This window comes from Acidihalobacter prosperus (assembly GCF_000754095.2).
Lineage (GTDB): Bacteria > Pseudomonadota > Gammaproteobacteria > DSM-5130 > Acidihalobacteraceae > Acidihalobacter > Acidihalobacter prosperus.
Window position 1 is genome coordinate 926,947 of sequence record NZ_JQSG02000006.1, and the last position, 24,562, is coordinate 951,508.

At 65.8% G+C, this 24,562-nt stretch carries 16 protein-coding genes; 12 read left to right on the forward strand and 4 right to left on the reverse strand.

Features of this window, described 5'->3' with window-relative positions:
* Entirely contained in the window at positions 1 to 612 is a 612-nt protein-coding gene (locus THPRO_RS15130; protein ID WP_038091208.1) for a DUF2058 family protein, read from the forward strand.
* Between the two features lie 43 nt (positions 613 to 655).
* Here the strand turns inward: THPRO_RS15130 and ppc are convergent, their stop codons facing one another.
* Positions 656 to 3,472 (reverse strand): phosphoenolpyruvate carboxylase, encoded by a 2,817-nt coding sequence (gene ppc / locus THPRO_RS15135; RefSeq protein WP_065089828.1) that lies wholly within the window; start codon positions 3,470 to 3,472, stop codon positions 656 to 658.
* Between the two features lie 110 nt (positions 3,473 to 3,582).
* Positions 3,583 to 5,040 (reverse strand): glycogen synthase GlgA, encoded by a 1,458-nt coding sequence (gene glgA / locus THPRO_RS15140; protein ID WP_038091209.1) that lies wholly within the window; start codon positions 5,038 to 5,040, stop codon positions 3,583 to 3,585.
* Between the two features lie 276 nt (positions 5,041 to 5,316).
* Here glgA and zwf point away from each other — a divergent pair, with 276 nt between their 5' ends.
* From zwf to THPRO_RS15155, 3 genes are all read left to right on the forward strand, one after another.
* Positions 5,317 to 6,819, forward strand: a complete 1,503-nt coding sequence (gene zwf / locus THPRO_RS15145; protein WP_065089829.1) for a glucose-6-phosphate dehydrogenase — start codon at positions 5,317 to 5,319, stop codon at positions 6,817 to 6,819.
* Positions 6,816 to 8,483 (forward strand): glucose-6-phosphate isomerase, encoded by a 1,668-nt coding sequence (gene pgi / locus THPRO_RS15150; protein WP_065089830.1) that lies wholly within the window; start codon positions 6,816 to 6,818, stop codon positions 8,481 to 8,483. Before zwf ends, pgi begins: the two co-directional genes overlap by 4 nt.
* 101 nt (positions 8,484 to 8,584) lie before the next feature.
* The gene (locus tag THPRO_RS15155; RefSeq protein ID WP_038091210.1) at positions 8,585 to 10,081 is read left to right on the forward strand and encodes an FMN-binding glutamate synthase family protein; all 1,497 of its coding nucleotides are present in this window, start codon (positions 8,585 to 8,587) and stop codon (positions 10,079 to 10,081) included.
* 8 nt (positions 10,082 to 10,089) lie between these two features.
* Here the strand turns inward: THPRO_RS15155 and THPRO_RS15160 are convergent, their stop codons facing one another.
* Together THPRO_RS15160 and THPRO_RS15165 are read right to left on the reverse strand one after the other, a co-directional pair.
* Positions 10,090 to 10,968, reverse strand: coding sequence for a response regulator transcription factor (locus tag THPRO_RS15160; protein WP_038091211.1), 879 nt, complete (start codon positions 10,966 to 10,968; stop codon positions 10,090 to 10,092).
* Positions 10,961 to 14,374 (reverse strand): ATP-binding protein, encoded by a 3,414-nt coding sequence (locus THPRO_RS15165; protein WP_052064496.1) that lies wholly within the window; start codon positions 14,372 to 14,374, stop codon positions 10,961 to 10,963. Before THPRO_RS15165 ends, THPRO_RS15160 begins: the two co-directional genes overlap by 8 nt.
* 445 nt (positions 14,375 to 14,819) lie before the next feature.
* On the opposite strand from THPRO_RS15165, the gene THPRO_RS15170 reads away from it, so the two are divergent.
* The 8 genes from THPRO_RS15170 to THPRO_RS15205 all read left to right on the forward strand — a co-directional run bounded on the left by THPRO_RS15170 (position 14,820) and on the right by THPRO_RS15205 (position 24,562).
* A complete protein-coding gene (locus THPRO_RS15170) occupies positions 14,820 to 16,499 on the forward strand; it encodes a purine-cytosine permease family protein (protein ID WP_038091212.1) in 1,680 nt (559 codons plus the stop codon).
* Positions 16,500 to 16,604: 105 nt separating this feature from the next.
* A complete protein-coding gene (gene fmdA / locus THPRO_RS15175; RefSeq protein ID WP_038091213.1) occupies positions 16,605 to 17,828 on the forward strand; it encodes a formamidase in 1,224 nt (407 codons plus the stop codon).
* A gap of 14 nt (positions 17,829 to 17,842) precedes the next feature.
* Positions 17,843 to 18,163 carry an FmdB family zinc ribbon protein gene (locus tag THPRO_RS15180; RefSeq protein ID WP_038091214.1) on the forward strand — a complete coding sequence of 107 codons (321 nt, stop codon included), beginning with the start codon at positions 17,843 to 17,845 and terminating at the stop codon, positions 18,161 to 18,163.
* Between the two features lie 91 nt (positions 18,164 to 18,254).
* A complete protein-coding gene (locus THPRO_RS15185; RefSeq protein ID WP_065089831.1) occupies positions 18,255 to 19,298 on the forward strand; it encodes an aliphatic amidase in 1,044 nt (347 codons plus the stop codon).
* An 89-nt stretch (positions 19,299 to 19,387) separates the two neighbouring features.
* Positions 19,388 to 21,211 carry a nitric oxide reductase activation protein NorD gene (locus THPRO_RS15190; RefSeq protein ID WP_145930885.1) on the forward strand — a complete coding sequence of 608 codons (1,824 nt, stop codon included), beginning with the start codon at positions 19,388 to 19,390 and terminating at the stop codon, positions 21,209 to 21,211.
* Positions 21,212 to 21,471: 260 nt separating this feature from the next.
* On the forward strand, positions 21,472 to 22,167 hold the full coding sequence (locus tag THPRO_RS15195) for a GntR family transcriptional regulator (RefSeq protein WP_052064497.1): 696 nt from the start codon (positions 21,472 to 21,474) through the stop codon (positions 22,165 to 22,167).
* 284 nt (positions 22,168 to 22,451) lie between these two features.
* Positions 22,452 to 23,219 (forward strand): 3-oxoacyl-ACP reductase FabG, encoded by a 768-nt coding sequence (fabG, locus tag THPRO_RS15200; RefSeq protein ID WP_038091217.1) that lies wholly within the window; start codon positions 22,452 to 22,454, stop codon positions 23,217 to 23,219.
* Between the two features lie 38 nt (positions 23,220 to 23,257).
* Positions 23,258 to 24,562: a class-III pyridoxal-phosphate-dependent aminotransferase gene (locus THPRO_RS15205; protein ID WP_082954688.1), complete on the forward strand. Its 1,305-nt coding sequence runs from the start codon at positions 23,258 to 23,260 to the stop codon at positions 24,560 to 24,562.

The window sequence follows — 24,562 nt, forward strand, 5'->3', positions numbered from 1 at the left end:
ATGAACAACGCGCTGCGCGACCAGTTGCTCAAGGCTGGGCTGGTGACGGAAGATCAGGTCAAGGCGGCCGACGACAAGCCGAAAGGCGAGCCGACGGGGCGCAACGCCAAGCGTGCCGGAGGCGAACGCAAACGCTCACCGCAAGGCGATCGCCGCGCCGAAGGCGGGACGCGGCGCCGCAAGCCGCCCGCCGCCGTGGCGGCATCGAGGCCCGCGGCCAGCTCCGCAGGCGGCGGGCGCGCCGCGAAGAAGGCCAACCCCGCGCAGACGCCGAGTCCGCATGCCCATCTGGACAAATCCCAGCGCGAGGCGGTCAGGCGTTTCCTGCGCGAACAACGGGTCAACGCCGCTGGCGGCGAGACGCCCTATCACTTCCAGGAAGGAACGGCCGTGCGCAAGATATGGGTGACGCCGGAGCAGCGTACCGGGCTGACCGGCGGGGTGCTCGTGATCGTGCCGCGCAACGAGCGTTATTACGTGATCGATGCCGCACAGGTGGACGCGTTGCTGGCGCTCGATCCGAAGGCGGAAGTGATCCGCGCGGATGCGCGCAGCGACGAGGAGGATCCGGCCTACCGGGACCACCCGATCCCGGACGACCTCGTCTGGTAGCGTCCGTCGGACCCGACCGGCGGACGCGCGGCCGCCTGCCCGGCTAGCCGGTGTTGCGCTGGCCGGTGGCGATCGCGTTGATGGTACGCAGCAGCGGGCTGAGCCAATGGTTGCGGGTTTCATCGGCCTGGGTTTCGTCGCGTACACGCTTGAGCAGGGTGATCTGGATGTGGTTGAGCGGGTCCAGATAGGGATCGCGCCGCGTGAGCGACAGGGCCAGCGTCGGATTTTCCGCCAGCAGGGTGTCGCTCTCGATGACCAGCAGGGTTTCGCTCACCGTGCGCTCGTATTCCTCGCGTATGCGATCGTGGATCAGCTGCGCCTGCTCGGAGTGCCGGCTCAGGGCGGTGTATTCGCGCGCGATGCGCATGTCGGCCTTGTACAGCGACATCTGGGTGTTGGACAGCAGCGAGCGGAAGAAGGGCCATTCGGCGTACATCCGGCGCAGACAGGCGAGACGTTCGGGGTCGTCGCCGCGCCAGCGCGCCAGTGCCGACCCGATGCCGAACCACGCCGGAATGGTGTGGCGGGACTGTGCCCAGCCGAAGACCCAGGGAATGGCGCGGATCGAACGCTTGCTGCGGTCGCCCTTGCTGCGGTGGGAGGGGCGCGAGCCGATGTTGAGCTGGCCGATTTCGCTGACCGGCGTGACCTCGTAGAAATAGTCGAGCAGACCGGGGGTGCGATCGACCAGATCGCGATAGGCGTTTTCGCCGTATTCGCCGAGCGCGGCGGCCACTTCCAGGTAAGGCGGGCGGTCCTGGGCGACTTCCTGGATCAGGCTGAGGCTGGCCTTCATCAGGCCGGTGCAGCCCATGGTCAGTTCGTAGATGGCCGTTTCGGGGTTGCCGTAGCGGTAGTAAAGCACTTCGCCCTGCTCGGTGAACTTGATCTGTCCCTGTACCGTGCCGGGCGGTTGCGCCATGATCGATTCGTGGGTCGGGCCGCCGCCGCGGCCGACGGTGCCTCCACGGCCGTGGAACAGGCGGCAGCGCACTTGGTGGCGCTGGGTGATGCCGAGAATCTTCTTCTGCGCCGCGTACAGGCCCCAGGTGGAGGCGAGGATGCCGCCGTCCTTGCACGAATCGGAATAGCCCAACATCACTTCCTGGATGTTGCCGGAAGCCCTCAACATGTCGCGGTATACGGCGATGTCGAAGAGTTGCGCCAGCACCGTCTCGGTGTGCTCCAGATCCTCGATGGTTTCGAACAGCGGTGCGATGCGCAAGTGGCAGAAGCGTTCCTGCCCCCCCGCGGGGCCACACAGTCCGGCCAGCCGTGCGAGGAACAGCACTTCGAGGACATGGCTCGCGGCATGCGTCATCGAAATGACGTAGCTGCCGAAGGCCTCGTTGCCGGCTTCTTGTCGAAGCCGCGCAATCGTGTGCATCGTTTCCAGGGTTTCCAGGCTGCGCTCGTCGAGCGATGCCGCGTGCAACGGCGGCAGTTCGGGCACGGCGAGCCACTCGGCCAGCCGCTGCTGGCGAGCCGATTCATCCAGCGAGGCGTAGACGCAGCCGGGGAACAGCTGGGCGGCGATCGCATTCACGGTATGACTGTGCACGCTGGATTCCTGGCGAACGTCCAGGCCCAGCAGGTGAAAGCCGAAGGTTTCGACCAGTCGGATCAGATCCTGCAGTTCGGCGTTGGCGATCAGATGGTCGCCGTGGCTGATCAGGGATTCGCGGATCAGATGCAGGTCGGCGAGCAGTTCTTCGGGGCCGCCGTAGGCGCCGGCGGCGACCGTGTGCGTCTCGTTGGCGAGCCGTTTGCGCACGGCCTCCAGGTTCAGCCGCAGGCGGTAGCGCATGGTATAGAGCTTGCGCCGGTAGGGTTCGTGGGCGAAGCGGCGCCGGGTCTCGTTTTCATAATCCTCGCCGCCGTGCGCACGGTCCCGTTCCAGGCTGGCGAGAAAGGCCGCCGATGGCTGGCACAGGCGGCTGGAATGGGTCAGGCGTTTGCTGAGGTCGACCAGCCGGCGATGGTATTCCTCCAGAATCTCTCGCATTTGCAGGCGCACGGCCAGCGCGGTGGTTTCCGGCTTGACGTTGGGGTTGCCGTCGCGGTCGCCGCCGATCCAGGAGCCGAAGCGAATGAAGCTCGGCACGCGGACCGCGCCGGTGCCGTAGCAGCGGTTTACCGCCTGCTCGAGGTAGCGGTAGGTGAGGGGCAGGGCTTCGAAGAGACTTTCGCGGAAGTAGTAGAGACCGTTGCCGATCTCGTCACGGACCTCCGGGCGGCGCGTGCGGACTTCGTCGGTGCGCCACAGCGTGAGGATTTCGGTGCGCAGGCGGTCCATGATGCGGTCACGCTCGGTCTTGCCCCAGCGCCGCAGACTGAGCCGGTCGTTGGCGAGGAAGACCCGTCGCAGGGCTTCCATGATGGTGCGCCGGCGGGCTTCGGTCGGATGTGCGGTGATGACCGGATTGTAGCAGAGCCGGTCCAGCAAGGCCTGCATCTGCTCGGCGGAGGCGCCATGTTCGCGCATTTCCTCGACCGTCTGCGCGAACGACCCCTGCCAGAGACGCAGGCCGCGGTCGATCTGCTGACGGCGCCAGCGATGGGCGAAATCCTCTTCGGCGATGTTGACCAGGCTGAAATAGGTACTGAAGGCGCGTATCACCTCTTCCAGCGTGTCGCCGTCGAGGCGGCCGATGAAGGACATCAGGCGTGCGCGGCGGAGCGGGTCCTCCTCGTGACGCAAGCTGATGTATCCCTTGCGCAGGGTTTCGACCGCGGCATAGACGCGAGGGCCGGCATGGGTACGCAGAACCTCGCCGAGCAGCGCGCCCAGCAGTTTCACACGGGCACGCAGTATCTTGTCGTAGGACCCCGAGGGGTTCACTCCTGTGTCTGGCATGTCGGATGGCTCATGGCGTCCGGCATCGTCTGGCAGGGCGGGATTGCCATGCGCAGGGCGATCCGGGTGTGGGCGCGGAGGCACGAATTATACGGATTTTATTGCCTTTGTTAAGCGTGGCCCTGATAGCTTATTGATTTGTATAGATTTGAATATTGCTGTGCGCTGTGCGTCCAGCTGAAATCCGTCTGTGTGCCGACGCGTATCAGCGTCTCCCAGGCCGGGGTGCCCCAGAGTTCGAGCAAGCGCCCGAGTCCATGTTCGAAGGCCTTCACGCTTGGCGTGTCGAAGAGGAAGCCGTTGGCGATGCCGGCCGCGAGATTGTCCGGCGAGGCGTCGACCACGGTATCCGCGAGGCCGCCGGTACGGTGTGCGAGCGGCGGGGTGCCGTAGCGCAGGCTGTACATCTGATTCAACCCGCAGGGCTCGAAGCGAGAGGGCATCAGGAAGGCGTCGGCGCCGGCTTCGATGTGGTGGGCCAGCGTTTCGTCGTAGCCGACGCGCACGGCCAGCCGTTCGGGATGACGGCCGGCCATGGCCGTCAGCGCCTGTTCGAAGCGCCGTTCGCCGCTGCCGAGTATCACGGCGCGCACCCGGCCCTGTGCGAGCAGCGGTTCGAGCGCGGCGAGTATCAGATCGGTGCCTTTTTGTTCGACCAGGCGGCCGATATGTCCTAGCAGCGGCGGAGCATCGGGCGCGTCGTCGAGACCGACCGTTGCGCATAGCTGCGCGCGGCACCGTCGTCGGGCGGCGACCTCGGTCGGATCGCAGGACGCAGGCAGATGGCGGTCGCCGTGCGGATTCCAGATGTCGTCGTCGATGCCGTTGAGGATGCCGCTGAGCACCGCCGCGCGGTGTTCGAGCAGCCCATCGAGCCCGTAGCCGAAGCGCGGCGTGCGGATTTCGCGCGCATAGGTCGGGCTGACGGTGGTGATGCGGTCGGCGAAAACCAGGCCGCCCTTGATGAAGGACAGTTGCCCGTAGAATTCCAGGGCTTCGGGGCGCCAAAGCGCTTCGGGCAGGTCGAGCGCCTGCAGGGTCTCCGCGGGGAACAGTCCCTGATAGGCGAGATTGTGAATCGTGAACACCGTCGCCGGGCGTTCGGGATGGCCCTGCAACAGAGCGGGCACGAGGCCCGTCTGCCAGTCGTTGCAGTGCACCACGTCGGGCCGCCAGCGCAGTCCGGCCTGGTTGAGGCCGAGAGCGGCGATCACGCGCCCGAAAAGGCCGAAACGGAGGTGATTGTCCTGCCAGTCGCGGCCGTCGGGTGCGCGGTAGGGATCGCCGGCGCGCTCAAAATAGGGCGGGGCGTCAACCAGATAGACGCGCAGCCGCGTGCCGGGCAGTGTGCCGGAGAGCAGTTTCGTCCCGGTAGGCGCGCCGTCGATCGCCGGCGTGTTCAATGGCTGCCAGCGTCCCTGTCGCCGCACGGCCGGATAGGCGGGCAGGATCAGGCGCACGTCGTGGCCGAGGGCCGCCAGCGCTGCCGGCAGACTGCCGCTGACGTCGGCCAGGCCGCCGGTCTTGATCAGGGGGTGGGCTTCGCTGCTCGCAAACAGAATTCGCATATGTCGCTGCCTGTATGGGGTCGTGCCGCGATTGTGTCGGGGCGATGCACGCCGGGCGTGCATTCGAGAAACATCCACGGATCGCATTGCCCTTGCTGTTGTCTTACTGGACATGTCCGCGGCGGACGCGGCTTGCCCGGTTGTGTTCCCGGGGCGGGGCTGCGACCATTTGTCCAGCGCTTGCATGAAAGTGTGCCGGATCGCGGGAGCCGTGGCGAGTGCCGCGCGACCATGCCCGGACCGTAACCATCCCCTCAGCCCCTGGAGGCTTTTCCGATGGTCGACCCCTGCACGTTCGTCATCTTCGGCGCGACCGGCAATCTGGCGGAGAACAAGCTGTTGCCGGCGCTCTATCATCTGGACGGCGCAGGCCGTCTGCCCGGCGCGCTCAATGTGGTCGGCATCGGTCGGCGGGATTGGGACGACGCGCGTTGGCGCGAGGAGGTCGTGACCGGATTGCGACGGCAGGTGCGCGGACAGGCGCCGGACGAGGATGCCCTCACACGCTTCGCCGCCCGATTGCATTTCGTGAAGGGCGACCTGGGCGAGCGGGCGTGTTACGAGGCGTTGACTGCGCGTATCGCCTCGGAGCCGGCCTTTTCGCCCAATGTGATTTTCTACATGGCCATTCCGCCGGCCGACTTCGGCGTGGTCAGCCAGCATCTTTCCGAAACCGGGCTCAGCAGGGAAGACGCGGGTTGGCGTCGGTTGGTGGTGGAAAAACCCTTCGGCTACGATCTTGAAAGCGCCCAGATGCTCGATCAGCGGCTGCATCGCTGCTTCGCCGAGGAGCAGGTTTTCCGCATCGACCACTATCTCGGCAAGGGCACCATCCAGAACATCCTCGTGTTCCGTTTCGCCAATCTGTTGCTGGAGCCGCTGTGGAACCGCAACTACATCGACCACGTGCAGATCGTGCATGCCGAGTCCCAGGGCACCGCGGGCCGCGCCGAGTACTACGATCATGCCGGCGCGCTGCGCGACATGATCCAGAGCCACCTGATACAGATGCTCACCCTGGTGGCGATGGAGCCGCCGGCGGTGATGGAGGCCGAGGCGCTGCGCGACGAAAAGGTCAAAGTCCTGCGCTCGATCCGCCCGATACCGCCGGCGGCGGTGCATGCGCACGCCTTCCGCGCCCAGTATGCCGCAGGCACGGTCGCGGGCGAGCGCGTGGCGGGTTATGTCGACGAGGAAGGCGTGGCGCCGGGGAGCACCACGGAGACCTTCGCGGCGCTCAAGCTCTATATCGACAACTGGCGCTGGCGCAACGTGCCCTTCTACCTGCGTACCGGCAAGCGCATGGCAGCCAACCGCTCGATGGTCAGCGTGCGTTTCAAGCATCCGCCGCAGCAGTTGTTCCGCGAAACCGCGATCGAACAGCTCTCGCCCAACTGGGTGCTGCTCGGCATCCAGCCCGAGGAGTGTCTGCGCATGGAGCTGCAGGTCAAGGAGACCGGACTGGAGATGCGTACCCGCACCGTGCAGCTCGACGCCAGCTACGATGCCGATGGCGTGCCCATGGACGCCTACGAGGCCTTGCTGCTCGATGTCATCGCCGGCGACCACTCGCTGTTTCTGCGTTACGACGAGGTGGCCTGGGCCTGGCGCGTGGTCGATCCGATCCTGCGGGTCTGGGCCACCGAGCGCGATTTCATCCATGCCTATCCGGCCGGCACCTGGGGCCCACGCGAGTCGAACCGGCTGTTCGACCGCGACGACCAGCGCTGGCGCAACGAGGTTTCGCTGCCGAGCGACGATGGAGACCCGCGCCGATGAATCAAGCCGCACGATTGGACGAATTGCCGATATGGCAGGATTTGCTGCGCCATTACGAGCAGGCGCGTGCGCTGCACATGCGCGAACTGTTTGCCGAGGATCCGATACGCTTCGAGCGCTTTTCGCTGCAGCTCGACGAATTGCTGCTGGATTACTCGAAGAACCGCGTCACCGACGAAACGCTGGCGTTGCTGTTCGGGCTGGCGCGCGCCCGCGGCGTGCCCGAATGGCGCGATCGCATGTTCGCGGGCGAGGCGATCAACGTCAGCGAAGGTCGCGCGGTACTGCATGTGGCGCTGCGCAACCGCAGCGGTCGGCCGATGCATGCCGATGGCGAGGACGTGATGCCGCCGGTGCTGGCCGTGCTGGCGCAAATGCGCGCGTTCGTCGAAGCCGTGCATAGCGGCGCCTGGCGTGGTTTCGCCGGTGACGAGATCACGGATGTGATCAATATCGGCATTGGCGGGTCGCACCTCGGGCCGGAGATGGTCTGCGAGGCCCTGAAGCCCTATGGTCATCCGCGCATCCGGGTGCATTTCGTGTCCAATGTCGACGGCACCGACATCCGCGAGGCGTTGCGCGCGGTGCAGCCGGAAAGCGTGTTGTTCGTGGTCGCTTCCAAGACCTTCACCACCCAGGAAACCCTGACCAACGCGCACACCGCGCGCGAATGGCTGCTCGATTACTTCGGCGACGAGAAGGCGGTGGCGCGGCACTTCGTCGCCGTCTCCACCAACGCCGAGGCGGTACATGCCTTCGGCATCGACACCGCCAACATGTTCGCCTTCTGGGACTGGGTGGGCGGGCGCTATTCCCTGTGGTCGGCCATCGGCCTGCCGATCGCCCTGTACCTCGGCATGGACGCGTTCGAGGATCTGCTGGCCGGCGCGCACCGCATGGACGAGCATTTCCGCGGCGCCCCCCTGGAAGACAACATGCCGGTGGTGCTGGCGCTGTTGGGCGTGTGGTACATCAATTTCTTCGGCGCGGAAACCCATGCCATCCTGCCCTACGACCAGTATCTGCACCGCTTCCCCGCCTATTTTCAGCAGGGCGACATGGAGAGCAACGGCAAGCACGTCGACCGCGAGGGGCGCAGCGTCGGCTGGCAGACCGGGCCGGTGGTCTGGGGCGAGCCGGGTACCAACGGCCAGCACGCCTTCTACCAGCTCATCCACCAGGGTACGCGGCTGATCCCATGCGACTTCATCGCCCCGGCAACCTCCCACAATCCGGTCGGCGCGCACCACGACATCCTGATGTCGAATTTCTTCGCGCAAAGCGAAGCGCTGATGCGCGGGCGCACGCTGGACGAGGTGCGCGCCGAGCTGCGCGGACAGGGGCTGGCCGAGGAGGATATCGAACGCCTGGCGCCACACAAGGTCATGCAGGGCAATCGGCCCAGCAATTCGTTGTTGCTGTACAAGATCACGCCGCATGCCCTCGGCATGCTGATCGCCCTCTACGAGCACAAGATTTTCGTGCAGGGCGTTATCTGGGGCATCGATTCCTTCGATCAATGGGGTGTCGAACTGGGCAAACAGCTGGCCAAGGCCATCCTGCCGGAACTGAGCGCGCAAGCGCCGGCGGACCGCCACGACAGCTCGACCAACGGGCTGATCGAACACTACAGACGCCTGCGCGCCGGGCGCGAGCGTACCTGAGCGCGAACGCTGCGCTATGCTCCTCGGATCAGCCCGTCTGACGGGCACGGGCACGGTACGGACACGGGGGCATTGTGGCGACTGAGGCGTCTCGCATTCTGATGGAGCTGGTTTGGGGCCTGGCGGTGATCTTCATTTTCGCGCTGGGCCTGCTGATGGTCACCGCGGTCGTGCTCTACGTGCTCGACGTGACCCAGACCACCCATGCGATTCGTCGCAACTACCCGTTGATCGGCCGCTTTCGCGGCCTGTTCGAAACCCTGGGCACGTTTTTCCGCCAGTACTTCTTCGCCATGGACCGCGAGGAGATGCCCTTCAACCGCGCCCAGCGCGCCTGGGTATACCGCGCTGCCAAGGCGCTCAACACCAACCAGTCCTTCGGGTCCACGCGCGATCTGCGGCCGAGCGGTACGCTGCTGTTCGTCAACTGCCCGTTCCCGATGCTGGAGCGCGATATCGCCGTGCCGGGGCCGGTGACCATCGGCCCCGGCTGCGCCGAGCCCTATGTGACGGCCTCGTTGTTCAATATTTCCGGGATGAGCTATGGCGCCATTTCGCGGCCGGCGATCCAGGCGCTTGCGGCGGGTGCGCGCGAGGCCGGTTGCTGGTTGAATACCGGCGAGGGCGGACTGGCGCCCGAGCATCTTGCCGGTGGCTGCGATCTGGTGTTCCAGATCGGTACCGCGAAATACGGCGTGCGGGAGGCGGACGGCAGCCTCAGCGATGAGCGCTTGCGTGCCGTGGCCGCTCATCCGCAGGTGCGCATGTTCGAGCTCAAGCTCAGCCAGGGCGCGAAGCCGGGCAAGGGCGGCATCCTGCCGGGGAGCAAGGTGACGCCCGAGGTGGCGCGCATCCGCGGTATCCCGGTGGGACTCGATTCCATCAGCCCCAATCGCTTCCCCGAGATCGACAGCGAGGAAGATCTGCTCGATCTGATCGCCCACGTGCGCGAAGTCACCGGCAAGCCGGTCGGCTTCAAGTGCGTGCTCGGCGCTTACGGATGGCTGGACGATCTGTTCGCCCTGATCTGTCGCCGTGGCGCGGCCAGCGCGCCCGATTTCATCACCCTGGACAGCGCAGAGGGCGGTACCGGTTCGGCACCGGTCAGCCTGATGGATTACATGGGCCTGCCGCTGCGCGAGAGCCTGCCTCGGCTGATCGACAAGTTGCACGAATACGGTCTGCACGAACGCATCCGGGTGATCGCCTCGGGCAAGCTGGTCAATCCCGCAGACGTCGCCTGGGCCTTGTGCGTGGGCGCCGATTTCGTCACCTCGGCGCGCGGTTTCATGTTCGCACTCGGTTGCATCCAGTCGCTGCGCTGCCACACCAATCATTGTCCCACCGGAATCACCACCCACGATCCGCGGCTGCAGAAGGGACTCGATCCCACGCTCAAGGCCGAGCGTGTCGCCCATTATGCCCGCGAGATCGTGCGCGAGGTCGGTATCATCGCGCACTCCTGCGGGGTGCGGCAGCCGCGCCAGCTCGGGCGCATGCATTGCCGCGTCGTCGGCGAGGACGGCCGCAGCCTCAGCCTGGACGAGCTCTACCCGATCCCCGAAACGCGCACCGAATACCTGCGCGCGGTGCGTTGAAGCGGTGCTCAGCCCTGGCCGCGGCTGAGCACCAGGGTCGCCGCCGCCGTGCGCGTTTCCACGCCGAGTTTCTCGAACACGTGTTCCAGGTGCTTGTTCACGGTGCGCGGACTGATGTCGAGGATCTCGCCGATTTCGCGGTTGGTTTTGCCCAGCGCGACCCAGTAGAGCACCTCGGCCTCTCGCGAGGTGAGAGGGAACCAGCGCGCCAGCACTTCCGGTTCGGGCAGCGAGGCGTGACGCTGGATGGACAGCAGCCCCGGTTCGATCAGGCTGAACAGCAGGCGCTCGCCTTCGTGCCACAGGGCATAGGGCGTTTCCATGGCGTCCGAACCCAGCAGCCAGTGGCGCAGCGGCAGCGGCAGGCGATCGTCGTCCACCAACGTCTGCAGCCAGCGCTGGGCGAGCGGGGTTGCCCAGACGATCGCGTGTTGCGCGTCGAAGGCGACGATGGCGCGTCCAGCCGAATCGATCGCCGCGCGCGTGTGGCTCATCAGCCGGGCGCGCTGCATGTGCGTGGCGATGCGGGCGAGCAATTCGTCGATGACCACGGGTTTGGCGACGTAATCGGCTCCGCCGGCCTGGAAGCCCTGCACGATATGTTCGGTATCGCTCAGGCCGGTCATGAAGATCACGGGGATGTCGCGCGTGTCCAGTCCCTGCTTGAGGCGGCGACAGGTCTCGAAGCCGTCGATACCGGGCATCATCGCGTCGAGCACGATCACTTCCGGCGCCAGCCGCCGCACGCTCTCGATCGCGGCGAAGCCGTCCGTGGCGACACGCACCTCGTAGCCGTGCGTCTGCAGGCTGTCGTGGATCATGCGCAAGGTTTCCGGCGTATCGTCCACCAGCAGTACCGTGCCCGCTCCAGGCGTCCGCTCATTCATCCTGGGTCATCCGTTCCAGCAGCCGCATGTAATCGTTCAGTCGGAAATCGCGTGCCGGTTCGCGCAGACGCTGCGCGAACGCAGCATAGCGCGGTGCCTGGCGCTCGATGACGTCGAGACGGTCCAGTATGCCCCGGATATGGCCGACGCTGCCGAGTTCGTGCAGCACCTGCAGGGTGGCGGCGTCGGGGCGGTCTTCGACCAGAGCGGTCTTTGCCGCCGCTGCGGCCGGTGACGCAGCCTTGTCCGCGCGCGTGATCCATTCGAGGCCTAGCCGCATTTGCAGACAACCCAGGAGCGCATCGATATCCACCGGCTTGCTCAGAAAGTCCTCGTGCGCGATGCCGGCGTCATTGTCTCGCCCCCGATCCTGGACGTTGGCGGAAATGACCAGGATGGGCGCCTGGGAAAGACCGTTCTCGCGCAGCAGGCGGGCGGTTTCCCAGCCGTCGAGTCCGGGCATGTTCAGGTCCATCAGAATCATGTCCGGGCGGAAAGCGGCGGCGGCGCGCAGCGCCTCGATACCCGATTCGGCCTCGGTCACCTCGAAACCGAGCGGCTTGAGCACGCTGAGCAGCAGACCGCGATCGACCAGTTCGTCGTCGATCACGAGGATTCGCCGGCGCGGACCGGCATAGCCGGTGATGTCGGGCGGCGGCAGGCTGGCCATGGGGCCGGGGTTGCGCACCTCGGGCAGAAACAGCCGCAGACGGAACAGGCTGCCGCCACGTTTCGGACTGTGCACCGTCAGTTCGCCGCCCATCACCGTCGCCAGCATGCTGGCGATGGTCAGGCCGAGACCGGCGCTGCCGCCAGCGTGGCCGGCGGCGTTGCCGCCGCGTTCGAAGGGCAGGAAGATGCGTTCGCGGTCGGCCTCGGAGATGCCGATGCCGGAGTCCTCGATTTCGAAGCGCGCCATTTCGCCGCGGTAGAACAGGCGGAAGATGACCTGTCCCTGATCCGTGAATTTGACCGCGTTGCCGAGGATGTTGATCAGTATCTGGCCCAGGCGTTTCTTGTCGACGCGCACGACCTTGGGCAGTTCGTCGCGTACGTCGAACACGAATTCGATACCCTTTTCGCTCGCCTGCAGCCGGAACATGTCGGCGAGCTGGGCCACGTATTGTGGGAAATGGATCTGTTCCTGCTCGATCGCCAGCTTGCCGGCCTCGATCTTTGAAATATCGAGCAGGCCGTCGATCAGCGAGACCAGATGCTCGCCGCTGCGTCGAATCACGCGCATCGCCTCGCGTCGATTGGCGGGCACTTCGGGGTCGTGCTCGACGATCTGCGCGTAGCCGAGAATGCTGTTGAGCGGCGTGCGCAGCTCGTGACTGATGCCGGCGAGGTAACGGCTCTTGGCCTGGTTGGCGCGTTCGGCGACCTGAATCGCGGCCTGCAGCTGGGCATCGGTCTGGCGATGGGCCTCGATCTCGTTCATCAACAGGTGCGTCTGGCGATTGGATTCGTCCTGGGCGACGTAGCGGCTTTCCACCGTCAACACCAGCCACCAGCAGCCGGCGGCGGCGAAAAACAGCAGGATTACATAGAAACGGAACAGCAGCGTGCGCAGTGAGGCGAGGGTTTCCTCGCTCGCCGTGCCGGTGGCCTGCTGCAGGTAGAGCAGCGAGAGCACGATGCCCAGGATCACCGCGGTGGTCACCATCAGCATGAGGTAATAGCCGAGGCGGGTGTTCACGCGCGCCGACAGCGGGCGGGGCAGCAGCCAGTGCAGGGCGTTGACGAACTGCTCCGGCAACCCGGCCCCAGGACGGCAGAGATCGTGGCAGCGCGCATCCAGCGTGCAGCACAGCGAGCAGATCGGGCCGCGGTAGGCCGGGCAGTGGGCCATATCCTCGCCTTCGTATTCCTTCTCGCAGATGACGCAGCGCCGCGCCTGCGATGCGGATACCGGCTCAGGCTCGCGCGCGAGGTAGTAGCGCCCATGCGTCATCCAGGCGATGACCGGCGCCACCACGAACGCGGTGCCGAGGGCGATGAAGGCCGAAAAGGCCTGCGCCAGCGGGCCGAGCCAGCCGGTGAAGGCGACGATGGACAGCGTCGAGGCGACCAGCAGCGCGCCCAGTCCCACGGGGTTGATGTCGTAGAGGTAGGCGCGCTTGAACTCGATCCCCGGTGGACTCAGGCCCAGCGGCTTGTTGATCACGAGGTCCGCGACCAGTGCGCCGACCCAGCTGATGGCAATGTTGGAATACAGCCCCAGCACGTGCTCCAGGGCGTCGAACACGCCCATTTCCATCAGCAGCAGGGCGATCAGCACGTTGAACACCAGCCACACGATGCGCCCGGGGTGGCTGTGGGTGATGCGCGCGAAGAAATTGGACCAGGCGAGCGAGCCGGCGTAGGCGTTGGTCACGTTGATCTTGATCTGCGAGACCACCACGAACAGCGCGGCGACGGCCAGCGCCCAGGCGGGCGAGTCGAACACGTAGCGAAAGCCAATCTCGTACATTACGGCCGGCTGCTTGGCGTCGGCCACGCTGGCGCCGGCCTGCAAGGCCAGATAGGCGAGCAGCGCCCCGGCCATCAGCTTGAACACGCCGAATACGATCCAGCCAGGCCCGGCGAACAGCACTCCGGCGAACCAGCGTTTACGGTTGCGCTGCTCCAGCGGAGGCATGAAGCGCAGGTAATCCACCTGTTCGCCGATCTGCGCGATCAGGGCGAGGGTGACGCTGGTGGCCGCACCGAAGGCAAGCAGGCTGAAATGGCCGCCGCCGTCCTCGCCGCCGAAGGCGATGAGCCGCCGCACGACGCCGGGATCCTGCCAGAGCACGCAGACATAGGGCAGCGCCAGCAGTACCAGCCACAGCGGTTGGGTCCAGATCTGCAGACGGTTGATTACGGTGATGCCGTAACCGACCAGCGGCAGCACCACCAGCGCGCTGAACAGGTATGAAGGCGTGATGCCGATGCCCAGGTATAGATGCAGCGCCTGCGCCATGATCGCCGCCTCGATGGCGAAAAAAATGAAGGTGAAGGAGGCGTAGATCAGAGAGGTGATGGTCGAGCCGATATAGCCGAAGCCCGCGCCGCGGGTCAGCAGGTCCATGTCGAGGTTGTACTTGGCGGCGTAATAGGCGATGGGCAGGCTGGTCAGGAAAACCATCGCGGCGACCGCCAGTGCGGCCCAGAAGGTGTTGACGAAGCCGTACTGCACGGCGAGGGTGCCGCCGATCGCTTCCAGCGCCAGGAACGAAACCGCGCCGAAGGCCGTGTTGGCGACGCGGAAAATCGACCATTTTCGGAAGGTGCGCGCGGTATAGCGCAGTGCATAGTCTTCGAGCGTTTCGTCGGCGACCCAGGATTTGTAGTCGCGGCGGATCTTGATGACCCGTCTCTGCGGTGCAATCCCCGGCGCAGCGGTGCTGCGTGGACCCTTCATATTGCCCTTTTCCCGAATGCGATTCCGTCCAGGACGCTGTTGACCGGTATGCCCCGGAAGCCCCGCCCACACAGCGATATGCCCGCTCTGGGCGGGTGTCGCCATGGAACCAGCATGGAGCGGATATACGTAGCTCACTATACGTCGGATGACGTATCTGGTGGGAAGTCAGATTAATTAATGCCAATTAAAACAGATTTTTACGTTATCGGGCGCTGCGTTTCCCCGCTGGGGGGAATGACGTATTCCGGGGAATTTCGGGGGTTTGTAAGCTGCAAGGCGTCGGCGAGAAGACCCTTGCCAAGGATCGAGCGGCAGGCGCGGGGGCGATTTCGCGGCACGCGCCTGCAGGGCGCAGCGCCGACACACGGGCAGTCAATTCAGCGTCGTCATCGGCCTCGCAGCCGAGTTTGCGGGAATCAGCACACAGTCGAGGAAGCTAATCATGAGTACACCGTCAACGGCAATACCCAAGGGACGAGCAGGTGGGCGCTCGTTCAACAAGCTCGTCAGCAATCCTGTTCTGGAGGATTATTCGCTGCGCTATGCGCCGAGTTCGTTCCGCAAATGGTCCGAATTCGCCGTGGCCTCCACGGCCCTGGGCGGCATCGCCTATCTCGCGGACCAAGCCATCGGCGGCTCGCTGGCCATCGAGTTCGGTTTCGCCAACGCGCTGTGGGGAATTCTCGCCGCCGCGCTGATCATTTTCCTGACCGGTATCCCGATCGCCTATTATTCGGCGAAATACAACGTCGACGTCGACCTGCTGACCCGCGGCGCGGGTTTCGGTTATCTGGGGTCGACCATCACCTCGATCATCTACGCCTCCTTCACCTTCATATTCTTCGCGCTCGAAGGCTCGATCATGGCGCAGGCCTTCGAACTGTATTTCCACATACCCCTGTGGATCGGCTATGCGCTTGCCTCGCTGATCATCATTCCTCTGGTGGTGTTCGGCATGACCTTGCTGTCCAAGCTGCAGGTGTGGACCCAGCCGATCTGGCTGACCCTGTTGTTCGCGCCGCTGATCGCGGTGCTGATCGGCGACCACCAAGCGCTGTCCGACTGGACTTCGTTCGCCGGAAAATCGCCTTCGGCGGGCTTCAATCCCTTGCTGTTCGGCGGCGCAGCCGGTATCGCTCTGTCGCTGATCGCGCAGATCGGCGAGCAGGCCGACTACCTGCGCTTCATGCCGGCGAAGACCAAGAGCAATGCCTGGAAATGGTGGCTGGCGGTGATGCTGGCCGGCCCGGGTTGGGTCATCCTCGGTGCGAGCAAGCAGCTGATGGGTTCGCTGTTCGCCTCGGTGGCCGCTTCGCACGGTACGCCGCTCGATCAGGCCAACGAGCCGATCCAGATGTATGTCAGCGGTTTCCACTATATTTTCCCCAGCGCCTTCGTCGCGCTGACCATCGCGACCTTCTTCGTGATCCTGTCGCAGATCAAGATCAACGTGACCAATGCCTATTCGGGCTCGCTGTCCTGGTCCAATTTCTTCTCGCGCACGCTGCACACCCATCCCGGTCGCGTGGTGTGGATATTCTTCAACGTCGGCATCTCGCTGACGTTGATGGAAGCCAACATGTTCCACGTGCTGGGGCAGATCCTCGGTTTCTATTCGAACGTCGCGGTGGCCTGGATCGGCGCGGTGGTGGCGGATCTCGTGATCAACAAGCCGCTGCTCAAGCTGAGCCCGTCGTACCTCGAGTTCAAGCGTGCGCACCTTTACAACTTCAATCCGGTCGGCTTCGGCGCCATGGTGATCGCCTCGATCATCTCGATCCTGGCCTTCTTCAACTTCTTCGGCCCGTATGCGCACGCCTTCTCGACCTTCATCGCCCTGGGCGTGGCCTTCGTGCTGTCGCCGATCATCGCGATCATCACCAAGGGCAAGTACTACATCGCCCGCGATCCGCACTACCACGCCGGCACGCATCATGACGTCCTCAACTGCAGCTCCTGCGGCTTCGAGTACGAGAAGGACGACATGGCCTGCTGCCCGCACCATGAGGGACCGATCTGCTCGCTGTGCTGCTCGCTGGAGTCCTCCTGTCACGACATGTGCAAGACGGGCACTTCGATCAATGGCGTCAAGGTCGTGACCATGCCCGAGCGCTGCGGCTAGCGCCCGCTCTGCGACGAGAACGCGCGCCGTCCCGCCCTGGGGCGGCACGCGCGGCCGGAGCGCCGCATCTCCTCTGAAATCCGCTGCATCTAGGGAGTATCTGAGATGGAAACCCTGATCAAGGTAGATATAAACAAATCCCCCGAGGAGCAGGCCGACGTCCTGCACAACCGCTGGCACCCGGACATCCCGATGGTGGCCATGGTCAAGCCCGGCGCCGAATTCCGCATCGAATGCATCGACTGGACCGGCGGCCAGATCGGCAACAACGACAGTGCCAACGACGTGCGCGACGTCGATCTCACCAAGGTTCACTACCTCAGCGGCCCGGTCGGGGTCGAGGGCGCCGAGCCCGGCGACCTGCTGGTGGTCGACATTCTCGACGTCGGCGTGCTGCCCGACTCGGCCTGGGGCTTCAACGGCCTGTTCGCCTTCGAGAACGGCGGCGGCTTCCTGACCGACCACTTCCCCGAGGCGAAGAAGTCCTGTTGGGACTTCCACGGCATCTACACCTCCTCGCGCCACATCCCGAACGTGCAGTTCGCCGGCGTGATGCATCCCGGCCTGATCGGCTGCCTGCCCTCGCACGAGCTGCTCGCCGAGTGGAATAAGCGCGAGGCCGAACTGGTCGCCACCGACCCCGAGCGCGTGCCGCCGCTGGCCGCACTGCCCTACGAGGACACCGCGCTGATGGGACGCCTGACCGGCGACGCGGCGGCCAAGGCGGCCAAGGAGGGCGCGCGCACCGTGCCGCCCCGCGAGCACGGCGGCAACTGCGACATCAAGGATCTGACCAAGGGCTCCAAGGTCTATTTCCCCGTCTACGTGGACGGGGCCGGGCTGTCCATGGGCGACATCCACTTCTCCCAGGGTGACGGCGAGATCTCCTTCTGCGGCGCCATCGAGATGGCCGGCTACCTCGATTTGCGCGTCAGCCTGATCAAGGGCGGCGTGGCCAAGTACGGCATCAAGAACCCGGTGTTCAAGCCGAGCCCGCTGTCGCCCAAGTACGAGGACTACCTGATCTTCGAGGGCATTTCCGTCGACGAGAAGGGCAAGCAGTACTACCTCGACGCGCACGTGTCCTACAAGCAGGCCTGCCTCAACGCCATCGAATACATGAAGAAGTTCGGCTACTCCGGCGAGCAGGCTTACGCGATCCTGGGCACCGCGCCGGTGCAGGGCCACATCAGCGGCATCGTCGACATTCCCAACGCCTGCGCCACGCTGTGGCTGCCGACCGGGATCTTCGACTTCGACATCAACCCCGACGCCGAAGGACCGAAGCTGCTGGTCGATCCGGGCGTCAGCCTGGCCTCCACCAGCTGAGGGAGGTCGCGACGATGCCTCTGTACGACTACGCGTGCCCCGGCTGCGGGGATTTCTCGGCGTTCGCGCCCATCGCGCACGCGTCGGCGCCCGCGGCCTGTCCGGCGTGCGGCGAGGATGCCCCGCGGGTGATTACCGCGCCCGCGCTGGCGCTGATGCCGTCCGCGCTGCGTCAGGCCCATGCGCGCAGCGAGAAGAGCGCGCACGAGCCGCGGCGGGCATCGAAGCGCAGCTGCGGCTGCCACGGCTCGCATACCTGCGGTACCGGCGCGGCCAAGCCCGCGCTCAAGACCGCAGCTGCCTCCGCCGCCCGCCCGTGGATGCTCGGGCACTAGCGGCGGCATTGCTGACCCGGCGGCCGCTTCCCGCGGTCGCCGGCCAGTCCCCCGAACGGGGATTCAACACTGATCCGGAGAGTTTTCACCCATGAGACATGGAGACATTTCGTCCAGCGCGGATACCGTCGGCGTCGCCGTCGTGAACTACAAGATGCCGCGCCTGCACACCAAGGCCGAGGTGCTGGAGAACGCCCGCAAGATCGCCGACATGGTGGTGGGCATGAAGCAGGGCCTGCCCGGCATGGACCTCGTCATCTTCCCCGAGTACAGCACCCACGGGATCATGTACGACGCCAAGGAGATGTACGAGACCGCCTCCGAAGTGCCGGGCGCCGAGACGGAGATCTTCTCCGCGGCCTGCCGCAAGGCCAAGACCTGGGGCGTGTTCTCGCTGACCGGCGAGCGCCACGAGGAGCATCCCAACAAGGCGCCGTACAACACCCTGATCCTGATCAACGATCAGGGCGAGATCGTGCAGAAGTATCGCAAGATCATGCCCTGGTGCCCCATCGAGGGCTGGTATCCGGGCGGCAAGACCTATGTCACCGAAGGGCCGAAGGGTCTGATGGTGAGCCTGATCATCTGTGACGACGGCAACTACCCCGAAATCTGGCGCGACTGCGCGATGAAGGGCGCCGAGCTGATCGTGCGCTGTCAGGGCTACATGTATCCGTCCAAGGACCAGCAGGTGGTGGTCGCCAAGGCGATGGCCTGGATGAACAACAGCTACGTCGCCGTGGCCAATGCCACCGGCTTCGACGGCGTGTACTCCTACTTCGGCCACTCGGCCATCGTCGGCTTCGACGGCCGCACCCTCGGCGAATGCGGCGAGGAGGAATATGGCATCCAGTACGCCGAGCTGTCCGTCTCGCAGATCCGCGATGCGCGCAAGCACGGCCAGTCCGAGAACCACCTGTACAAGCTGCTGCACCGCGGCTACACCGGCATGATCAACTCCGGCGACGACGTCAACGGCGCCCTGGAATGCCCCTACGAGTTCTACAAGACCTGGATCACCGATCCGGCCCAGGCTCGCGAGAACGTGGAGAAGATCACCCGCGCGACCCCCGGCACCGCCGAGTGCCCGATTCCGGGCATTCCCAACGAGGCCACCCCGGGCGGTCACAAGTAGGCGTGCCATGAGCGGCCTGCGGGCCGTTCCGCTTGGGCTCCGGCGGCGGGGTGCGCGAACGCGCCCCGCCGCACGGGCAGGGAGTGCGCATGTTGGCCCGTAGACATGACGAGGTGCCCGCCGTGGCGGCGGGAGAAAACGGGGACGCCGTCGCCCTCGCCGACGTGCGTCGCCGACTGACGCTTTATCTCACCGCATTGTGGGGGCAGGGTTTCGAGGTCGAGGCCTTGCCCGACGACCAGGACGCGACGCGGCCGATCCTGCGCGAGCGGACCATCCTGCTGCCGGCGCGCATGCGTCCGGCCGGCGGGTTGCCGGCCATCACCCACTATCGCGCTGCGGCGGTGCATGCCGCCGCCCATGCGCTCTATTCGACCCCATTCGATCCCGAAGCGCTCAAGCCGCGCCAACGTCTGCTGGTCGAGCTGATCGAGGATGCGCGGGTGGAGTGGCTGGCTGCGGCGCGCTTCCCGCGCCTGCGTGCCTATTGGCTGGCGCTGCATCCGCCGTTCACCGACGACGGCATGCCCTTCGCGCGTCTGATCGGTCAGCTGGCGCGGGCGCTGGCGGCGCCGCACGCGGCCTACCGCGACGATTACTGGGTGGACAAGGGGGTGTCCCTGTTCCTGGAACGTCTGCCCCGCCTGCACGAACCGGCGGTCTCGCGCGAGATCGGGCTTCGGCTCGCGCACGATCTCGGCCAGATGCGCCTGTCCATGGACGAGAGCGGTGCACCGCCGCCGCTGGCGAGCTACCGCGACGACAACCGCCATCTCTGGCGCGAGGTGCGCGAGATGCTGTCCGGCGAGACCGAGGAGGCGGCGCCGCAGGAGCCGCAGGCGACGCACCCCGAGGCGTTTCTGGAAGAGTCCGAACAGGGCAGGCGCTTCGCCTTTGCCGAGAACGGTGAGACGGGCGGCGACGCGGGCGCTGGCTACCGCGTCGAGGTCGATCCGGAGCGAGCCCGGCTGTCCTTCAAGGTCAGTGCGGAGGCGGAAGCCGAATCCGCGGCCGTGCGCTATCCCGAGTGGTTCGAACATCTGGGCCTTGCGCGCCCGGACTGGTGCACCCTGCGCGAGCGTGCGGCCGCGGTGGGGGACGCCGAGGCGGCCGAACGGCTGCTCGCGGCGCGCGCACCGCTGCTGCGCCGCCTGCGCGGCGTGGTCGGTGCGCTGCGCGCGCGCCGGGTGGTACGCCTGCGCGCGCAGGAAAGCGGCGACGATCTCGATCTCGATGCCGCCATCCGCATTCTTGCCGATATCCGCAACGGCGAGGTGCCGGACGCCTTCGTGTACGAACGCCGGCAGACGCTGCACGATCCGGCCTTCACCGCGACCCTGTTGCTGGATCTGTCGGAATCGGTCAATGCCGCGGACCCGGCGAGCGGCCGCAGCGTGCTCGAACTCGCGCGCGAGGCAGCGCTGCTGCTGGGTCAGGTGATGAGCGGTCTGGGCCACGCGCTGGCGATCGCCGGCTTCCGCTCCAACGGGCGTCACGAGATCGACTACGTGCGGGTCAAGGGTTTCGCCGAGGGCTTCGGCGAGCGCGTGCGCGGCCGGCTGTGCGCGCTCGAAGGCGGCGGCTCGACACGCATGGGTGCGGCGATCCGCCATGCCGCCGACGAGCTGGCGCGGGAGGCGGCGCACCGCCGGGTGCTAATGGTGGTGACCGACGGCGAACCCTCGGACATCGATGTGTTCGACGAGGCGCATTTGGTGCATGACGCGCGCCGGGCCGTACTGGAGGCGCGTGCGCGAGGGGTGCAGACCTTCTGCGTGAGCCTCGATCCGCGCGCCGACGCCTATGTCGAACGCATCTTCGGAGCTGCCCATTTTCTGGTGCTGGACCGGATGGAGGCCTTGCCGGAGCGCCTGACGCAACTGTTTCTGAGGTTCGCGCGTGCGGCACGCTGAGCTGCCGCAGCCATGCGGGGGTGTGCGATGATGCGCCGCGAGCGCCTGATCGCACATCCGTCCGGGCAGCGCCGACCTCGCCGATTCCATCGTCGAGCGTAGAGACACGCCGATTAAATGAGCGAGCGGGATGAGATGCAAGGCGCACGCGGCCCAGCGATCGAGACATATCGAATGGATAGGCGAGGGAGCGAGCAGCGCGCAACGCAGCAGATCGCGCGCGCAGCCATTTAATCGGCGTGTCCTTGGGGAGCAGAAGGATGTCAGGCTATCAGGAGGCTGCAGACTACATCGCCGCACAGATCGGCGACGGGCAGCTCAAACCCGGCGAGCAACTCATTTCGGAGCGCCAGCTGAGCGAAACGGTGAAGGTTTCGCGCCAGACCCTGCGCGCGGCGCTGCTCAAGCTGGAGGCCGACGGCCTGATCTACGGGGTCAGCCGGCGCGGCTGGTTCGTCAGCCCGCCGCGCTTCGTCTACGACCTCGAACGCCGCGCCAACTACAAGGCGATGGCCGAGGCCCAGGGCCGGCGGCCCGAAATCCGTCTGCTCGAAAGCGGCCGCGTACGCCTGCGCGAAGTGCCCACAGCGGCACGCGATAGGCTGGGGTCATCGGTCTGCCGATTGCGCCGCGTGCGTTTCCTGGACGGGCGTGCGGTGATGTCAGAAACCATCTACCTCGCCGCCGAAGTGCTGCCCGGCGTGCTGGGCCGCAACCTCGCCGATTCGGTCACCGCGCTGCTCAAGGACGGCTACGGCATCGACATCGACCGCGAGGAAACCCAGGTCCGTTCGACCCTGCTCGACGCGACCCAGGCGGCCGCCCTCGGCGTCGCTCCGGCGACCCACTGCCTGTCCATCGAACGCGCCCGCTACTCCGGCGAAGCCTTGATCGAGTTCGACGTGGAGTGCTGGCTGCCGGGCGCCATCGAAATCCGCCTCACCTCCACAGCCTGATCCCACTGCCAGCGGTGCATTTGTGTGCGCATTTGCGATGTCGCGCACACAAAATGTGCGCTCGGCTGTCTGCTATCCGTGTTTGGTCCATGGATATTATTTCAATTAACTAGATGATATCTAATTAAAAAAATCTTCAATACCGAGGGTGGCACGTTTTTTCCTAGATGGTCTGGTATAGACCAGAAAGCCGGCCCGAAGAGCGGCGTTCTGGAAGGGGCGGCGGGTCGCGTGGCAATGCGTGACGGCCGGCTTGTGAATCCACGATCCTCTGGGAGAACGGCATGCGCAGTCGCACGGTACTGGTGACGGGGGGCAGCCTCGGCATCGGCAAGGGCATCGCGAGCGTGTTCGCGAAAAACGGGTACAACGTGGCGATCAGCGCCCGCGACGCCGAGCAGGGCGCCAAGGCGGAGGGCGAGTTGCGCGCCCTGGGCGGCGGCAAGGTGCTGTTCGTGCCCGGCGACGTGACCCTGAAATCGTCCATGCAGGAGGTCGTCGCCGCCACGGTGGAGCATTTCGGCGGTCTCGACGTGCTCTGCGCCAACGCCGGCATGTTCCCATCGGCCAAGCTCGACGCGATGAGCGAGGACGACTGGGACGCGATCTTCGACGTCAACGTCAAGGGCATGCTGTTCAGCATCCAGGCCGCACTCGAACCGCTGCGCCGTAGCCCGGCCGGCCGCATCGTCATCACCTCGTCGATCACCGGACCGATCACGGGCTATCCCGGCTGGTCGCACTACGGTGGGACCAAAGCGGCGCAGCTCGGTTTCATGCGCACCGCCGCCATCGAGCTGGCACGCGACGGCATCACGGTCAACGCGGTGCTCCCGGGCAACATCTACACCGAGGGACTGGCAGGCATGGGCGAGGAATACCTCGAAAGCATGCGTGCCTCGATTCCCATGAAGCGTCTCGGCGACGTCGAGGACATCGGTCACGCGGCGCTGTTCTTCGCACAGGAGAACGCCGGCTACGTCACCGGGCAGTCGCTGGTGGTCGACGGCGGTCAGATCCTGCCGGAAACCCTGGGGGCGGTCGATGCGTAAGTTCGCGACCGGTCATCGCGGGATGAAGGGGCCGGCCCATGCTTGAGACCGGACTCGCCGCCAGCGTGGCCCAGCTCGGTCAGGCGACCGAGCGCAGCACGCGCAAGCAGGACACGCTCGACAAGTCGATCCGCTTCTGGAATCCCGGCAAGACGCGCTTCTGGCAGTCCGTCGGCATCGATCTCGTGATCGGCAAGCGCGAGGGCTATTGCCTCTACGACATGGACGGCAAGCGCCTGATCGACATGCATCTCAACGGGGGGACCTACAACCTGGGTCACCGCAATCCCGAACTGGTGCAGACGCTGATCGATTCCCTGCAGGAATACGACATCGGCAACCATCATTTCCCGTCGATCGCGCGCGCCGAACTGGCCGAACAGCTGGCGGCGCTGGCGCCTGAAGGCATCGATCACGCGATCTATGCGAGCGGCGGCGGCGAGGCGATCGACATCGCGCTGAAGTCGGCGCGTTACGCCACCGGGCGACGCAAGATCGTATCGCTGGAGAAGTGCTACCACGGGCACACCGGCCTCGCGGTGGCGACTGGCGATCCGCGTTTTTCCGAGCTGTTTCTGTCCAACGGCGCCGCCGGCGAATTCGTCAAGATACCGTTCAACGATCTCGATGCGATGGCGCGTGCGCTGGCCGGCGACGACGTGGCCGCGGTGATCATCGAAACCATTCCCGCGACCTACGGCTTCCCGCTGCCGGAGCCGGGCTATCTGCAGGGCGTGCGCGAGCTGTGTGCCCGCCACGGCGCGATGTACGTGGCCGACGAGGTGCAGACCGGGCTCGGCCGCACCGGCGAACTGTGGTGCGTGGACACCTACGGCGTGACGCCGGACATCCTGGTGACCGCCAAGGGCCTGGGCGGCGGGCTGTATCCGATCGGCGCGGTACTGGTCAACGATGCGGCCGCGGGCTGGATGGAACAGGACGGTTTCGGTCACATCTCCACCTTCGGCGGCTCGGAACTGGGTTGCCGGGTCGCCTCCAAGGTGCTCGAGATCAGCACGCGTCCGGCCGTGGTCGAGAACGTGCGGGCGATGAGCGCGTACTTCGCCGCGAAACTCGCGATCCTGCACGAGGAAAGCGACGGTTTCCTGGCCGAGGTGCGCCAGCAGGGTCTGGTGATGGGGCTGCGCTTCGCCCATCCGCAGGGCGCGGTATTCGTCAGCAATGCGCTCTATGCGCACGGCGTGTGGGCGATCTTCTCCGGCCTCGATCCCAGCGTGCTGCAGTTCAAGCCGGGCATGCTGATCGACCAGGGGCTGGCCGACGAGGTGCTGGAGGCGCTGCGTCTGAGCCTGCGCCAGGCGCGCGCGGTGGCGGGGATCTGA

Coding starts and splice junctions, on each gene's coding strand:
- fmdA (WP_038091213.1), top strand. CDS start 16,605: ATGGAAACCCTGATCAAGGTAGATATAAACAAATCCCCCGAGGAGCAG.
- glgA (WP_038091209.1), bottom strand. CDS start 5,040: ATGCGAATTCTGTTTGCGAGCAGCGAAGCCCACCCCCTGATCAAGACC.
- THPRO_RS15185 (WP_065089831.1), top strand. CDS start 18,255: ATGAGACATGGAGACATTTCGTCCAGCGCGGATACCGTCGGCGTCGCC.
- zwf (WP_065089829.1), top strand. CDS start 5,317: ATGGTCGACCCCTGCACGTTCGTCATCTTCGGCGCGACCGGCAATCTG.
- THPRO_RS15160 (WP_038091211.1), bottom strand. CDS start 10,968: ATGAATGAGCGGACGCCTGGAGCGGGCACGGTACTGCTGGTGGACGAT.
- fabG (WP_038091217.1), top strand. CDS start 22,452: ATGCGCAGTCGCACGGTACTGGTGACGGGGGGCAGCCTCGGCATCGGC.
- THPRO_RS15190 (WP_145930885.1), top strand. CDS start 19,388: ATGTTGGCCCGTAGACATGACGAGGTGCCCGCCGTGGCGGCGGGAGAA.
- THPRO_RS15170 (WP_038091212.1), top strand. CDS start 14,820: ATGAGTACACCGTCAACGGCAATACCCAAGGGACGAGCAGGTGGGCGC.
- pgi (WP_065089830.1), top strand. CDS start 6,816: ATGAATCAAGCCGCACGATTGGACGAATTGCCGATATGGCAGGATTTG.
- THPRO_RS15180 (WP_038091214.1), top strand. CDS start 17,843: ATGCCTCTGTACGACTACGCGTGCCCCGGCTGCGGGGATTTCTCGGCG.
- THPRO_RS15130 (WP_038091208.1), top strand. CDS start 1: ATGAACAACGCGCTGCGCGACCAGTTGCTCAAGGCTGGGCTGGTGACG.
- THPRO_RS15155 (WP_038091210.1), top strand. CDS start 8,585: ATGGAGCTGGTTTGGGGCCTGGCGGTGATCTTCATTTTCGCGCTGGGC.
- THPRO_RS15165 (WP_052064496.1), bottom strand. CDS start 14,374: ATGAAGGGTCCACGCAGCACCGCTGCGCCGGGGATTGCACCGCAGAGA.
- THPRO_RS15205 (WP_082954688.1), top strand. CDS start 23,258: ATGCTTGAGACCGGACTCGCCGCCAGCGTGGCCCAGCTCGGTCAGGCG.
- ppc (WP_065089828.1), bottom strand. CDS start 3,472: ATGCCAGACACAGGAGTGAACCCCTCGGGGTCCTACGACAAGATACTG.
- THPRO_RS15195 (WP_052064497.1), top strand. CDS start 21,472: ATGTCAGGCTATCAGGAGGCTGCAGACTACATCGCCGCACAGATCGGC.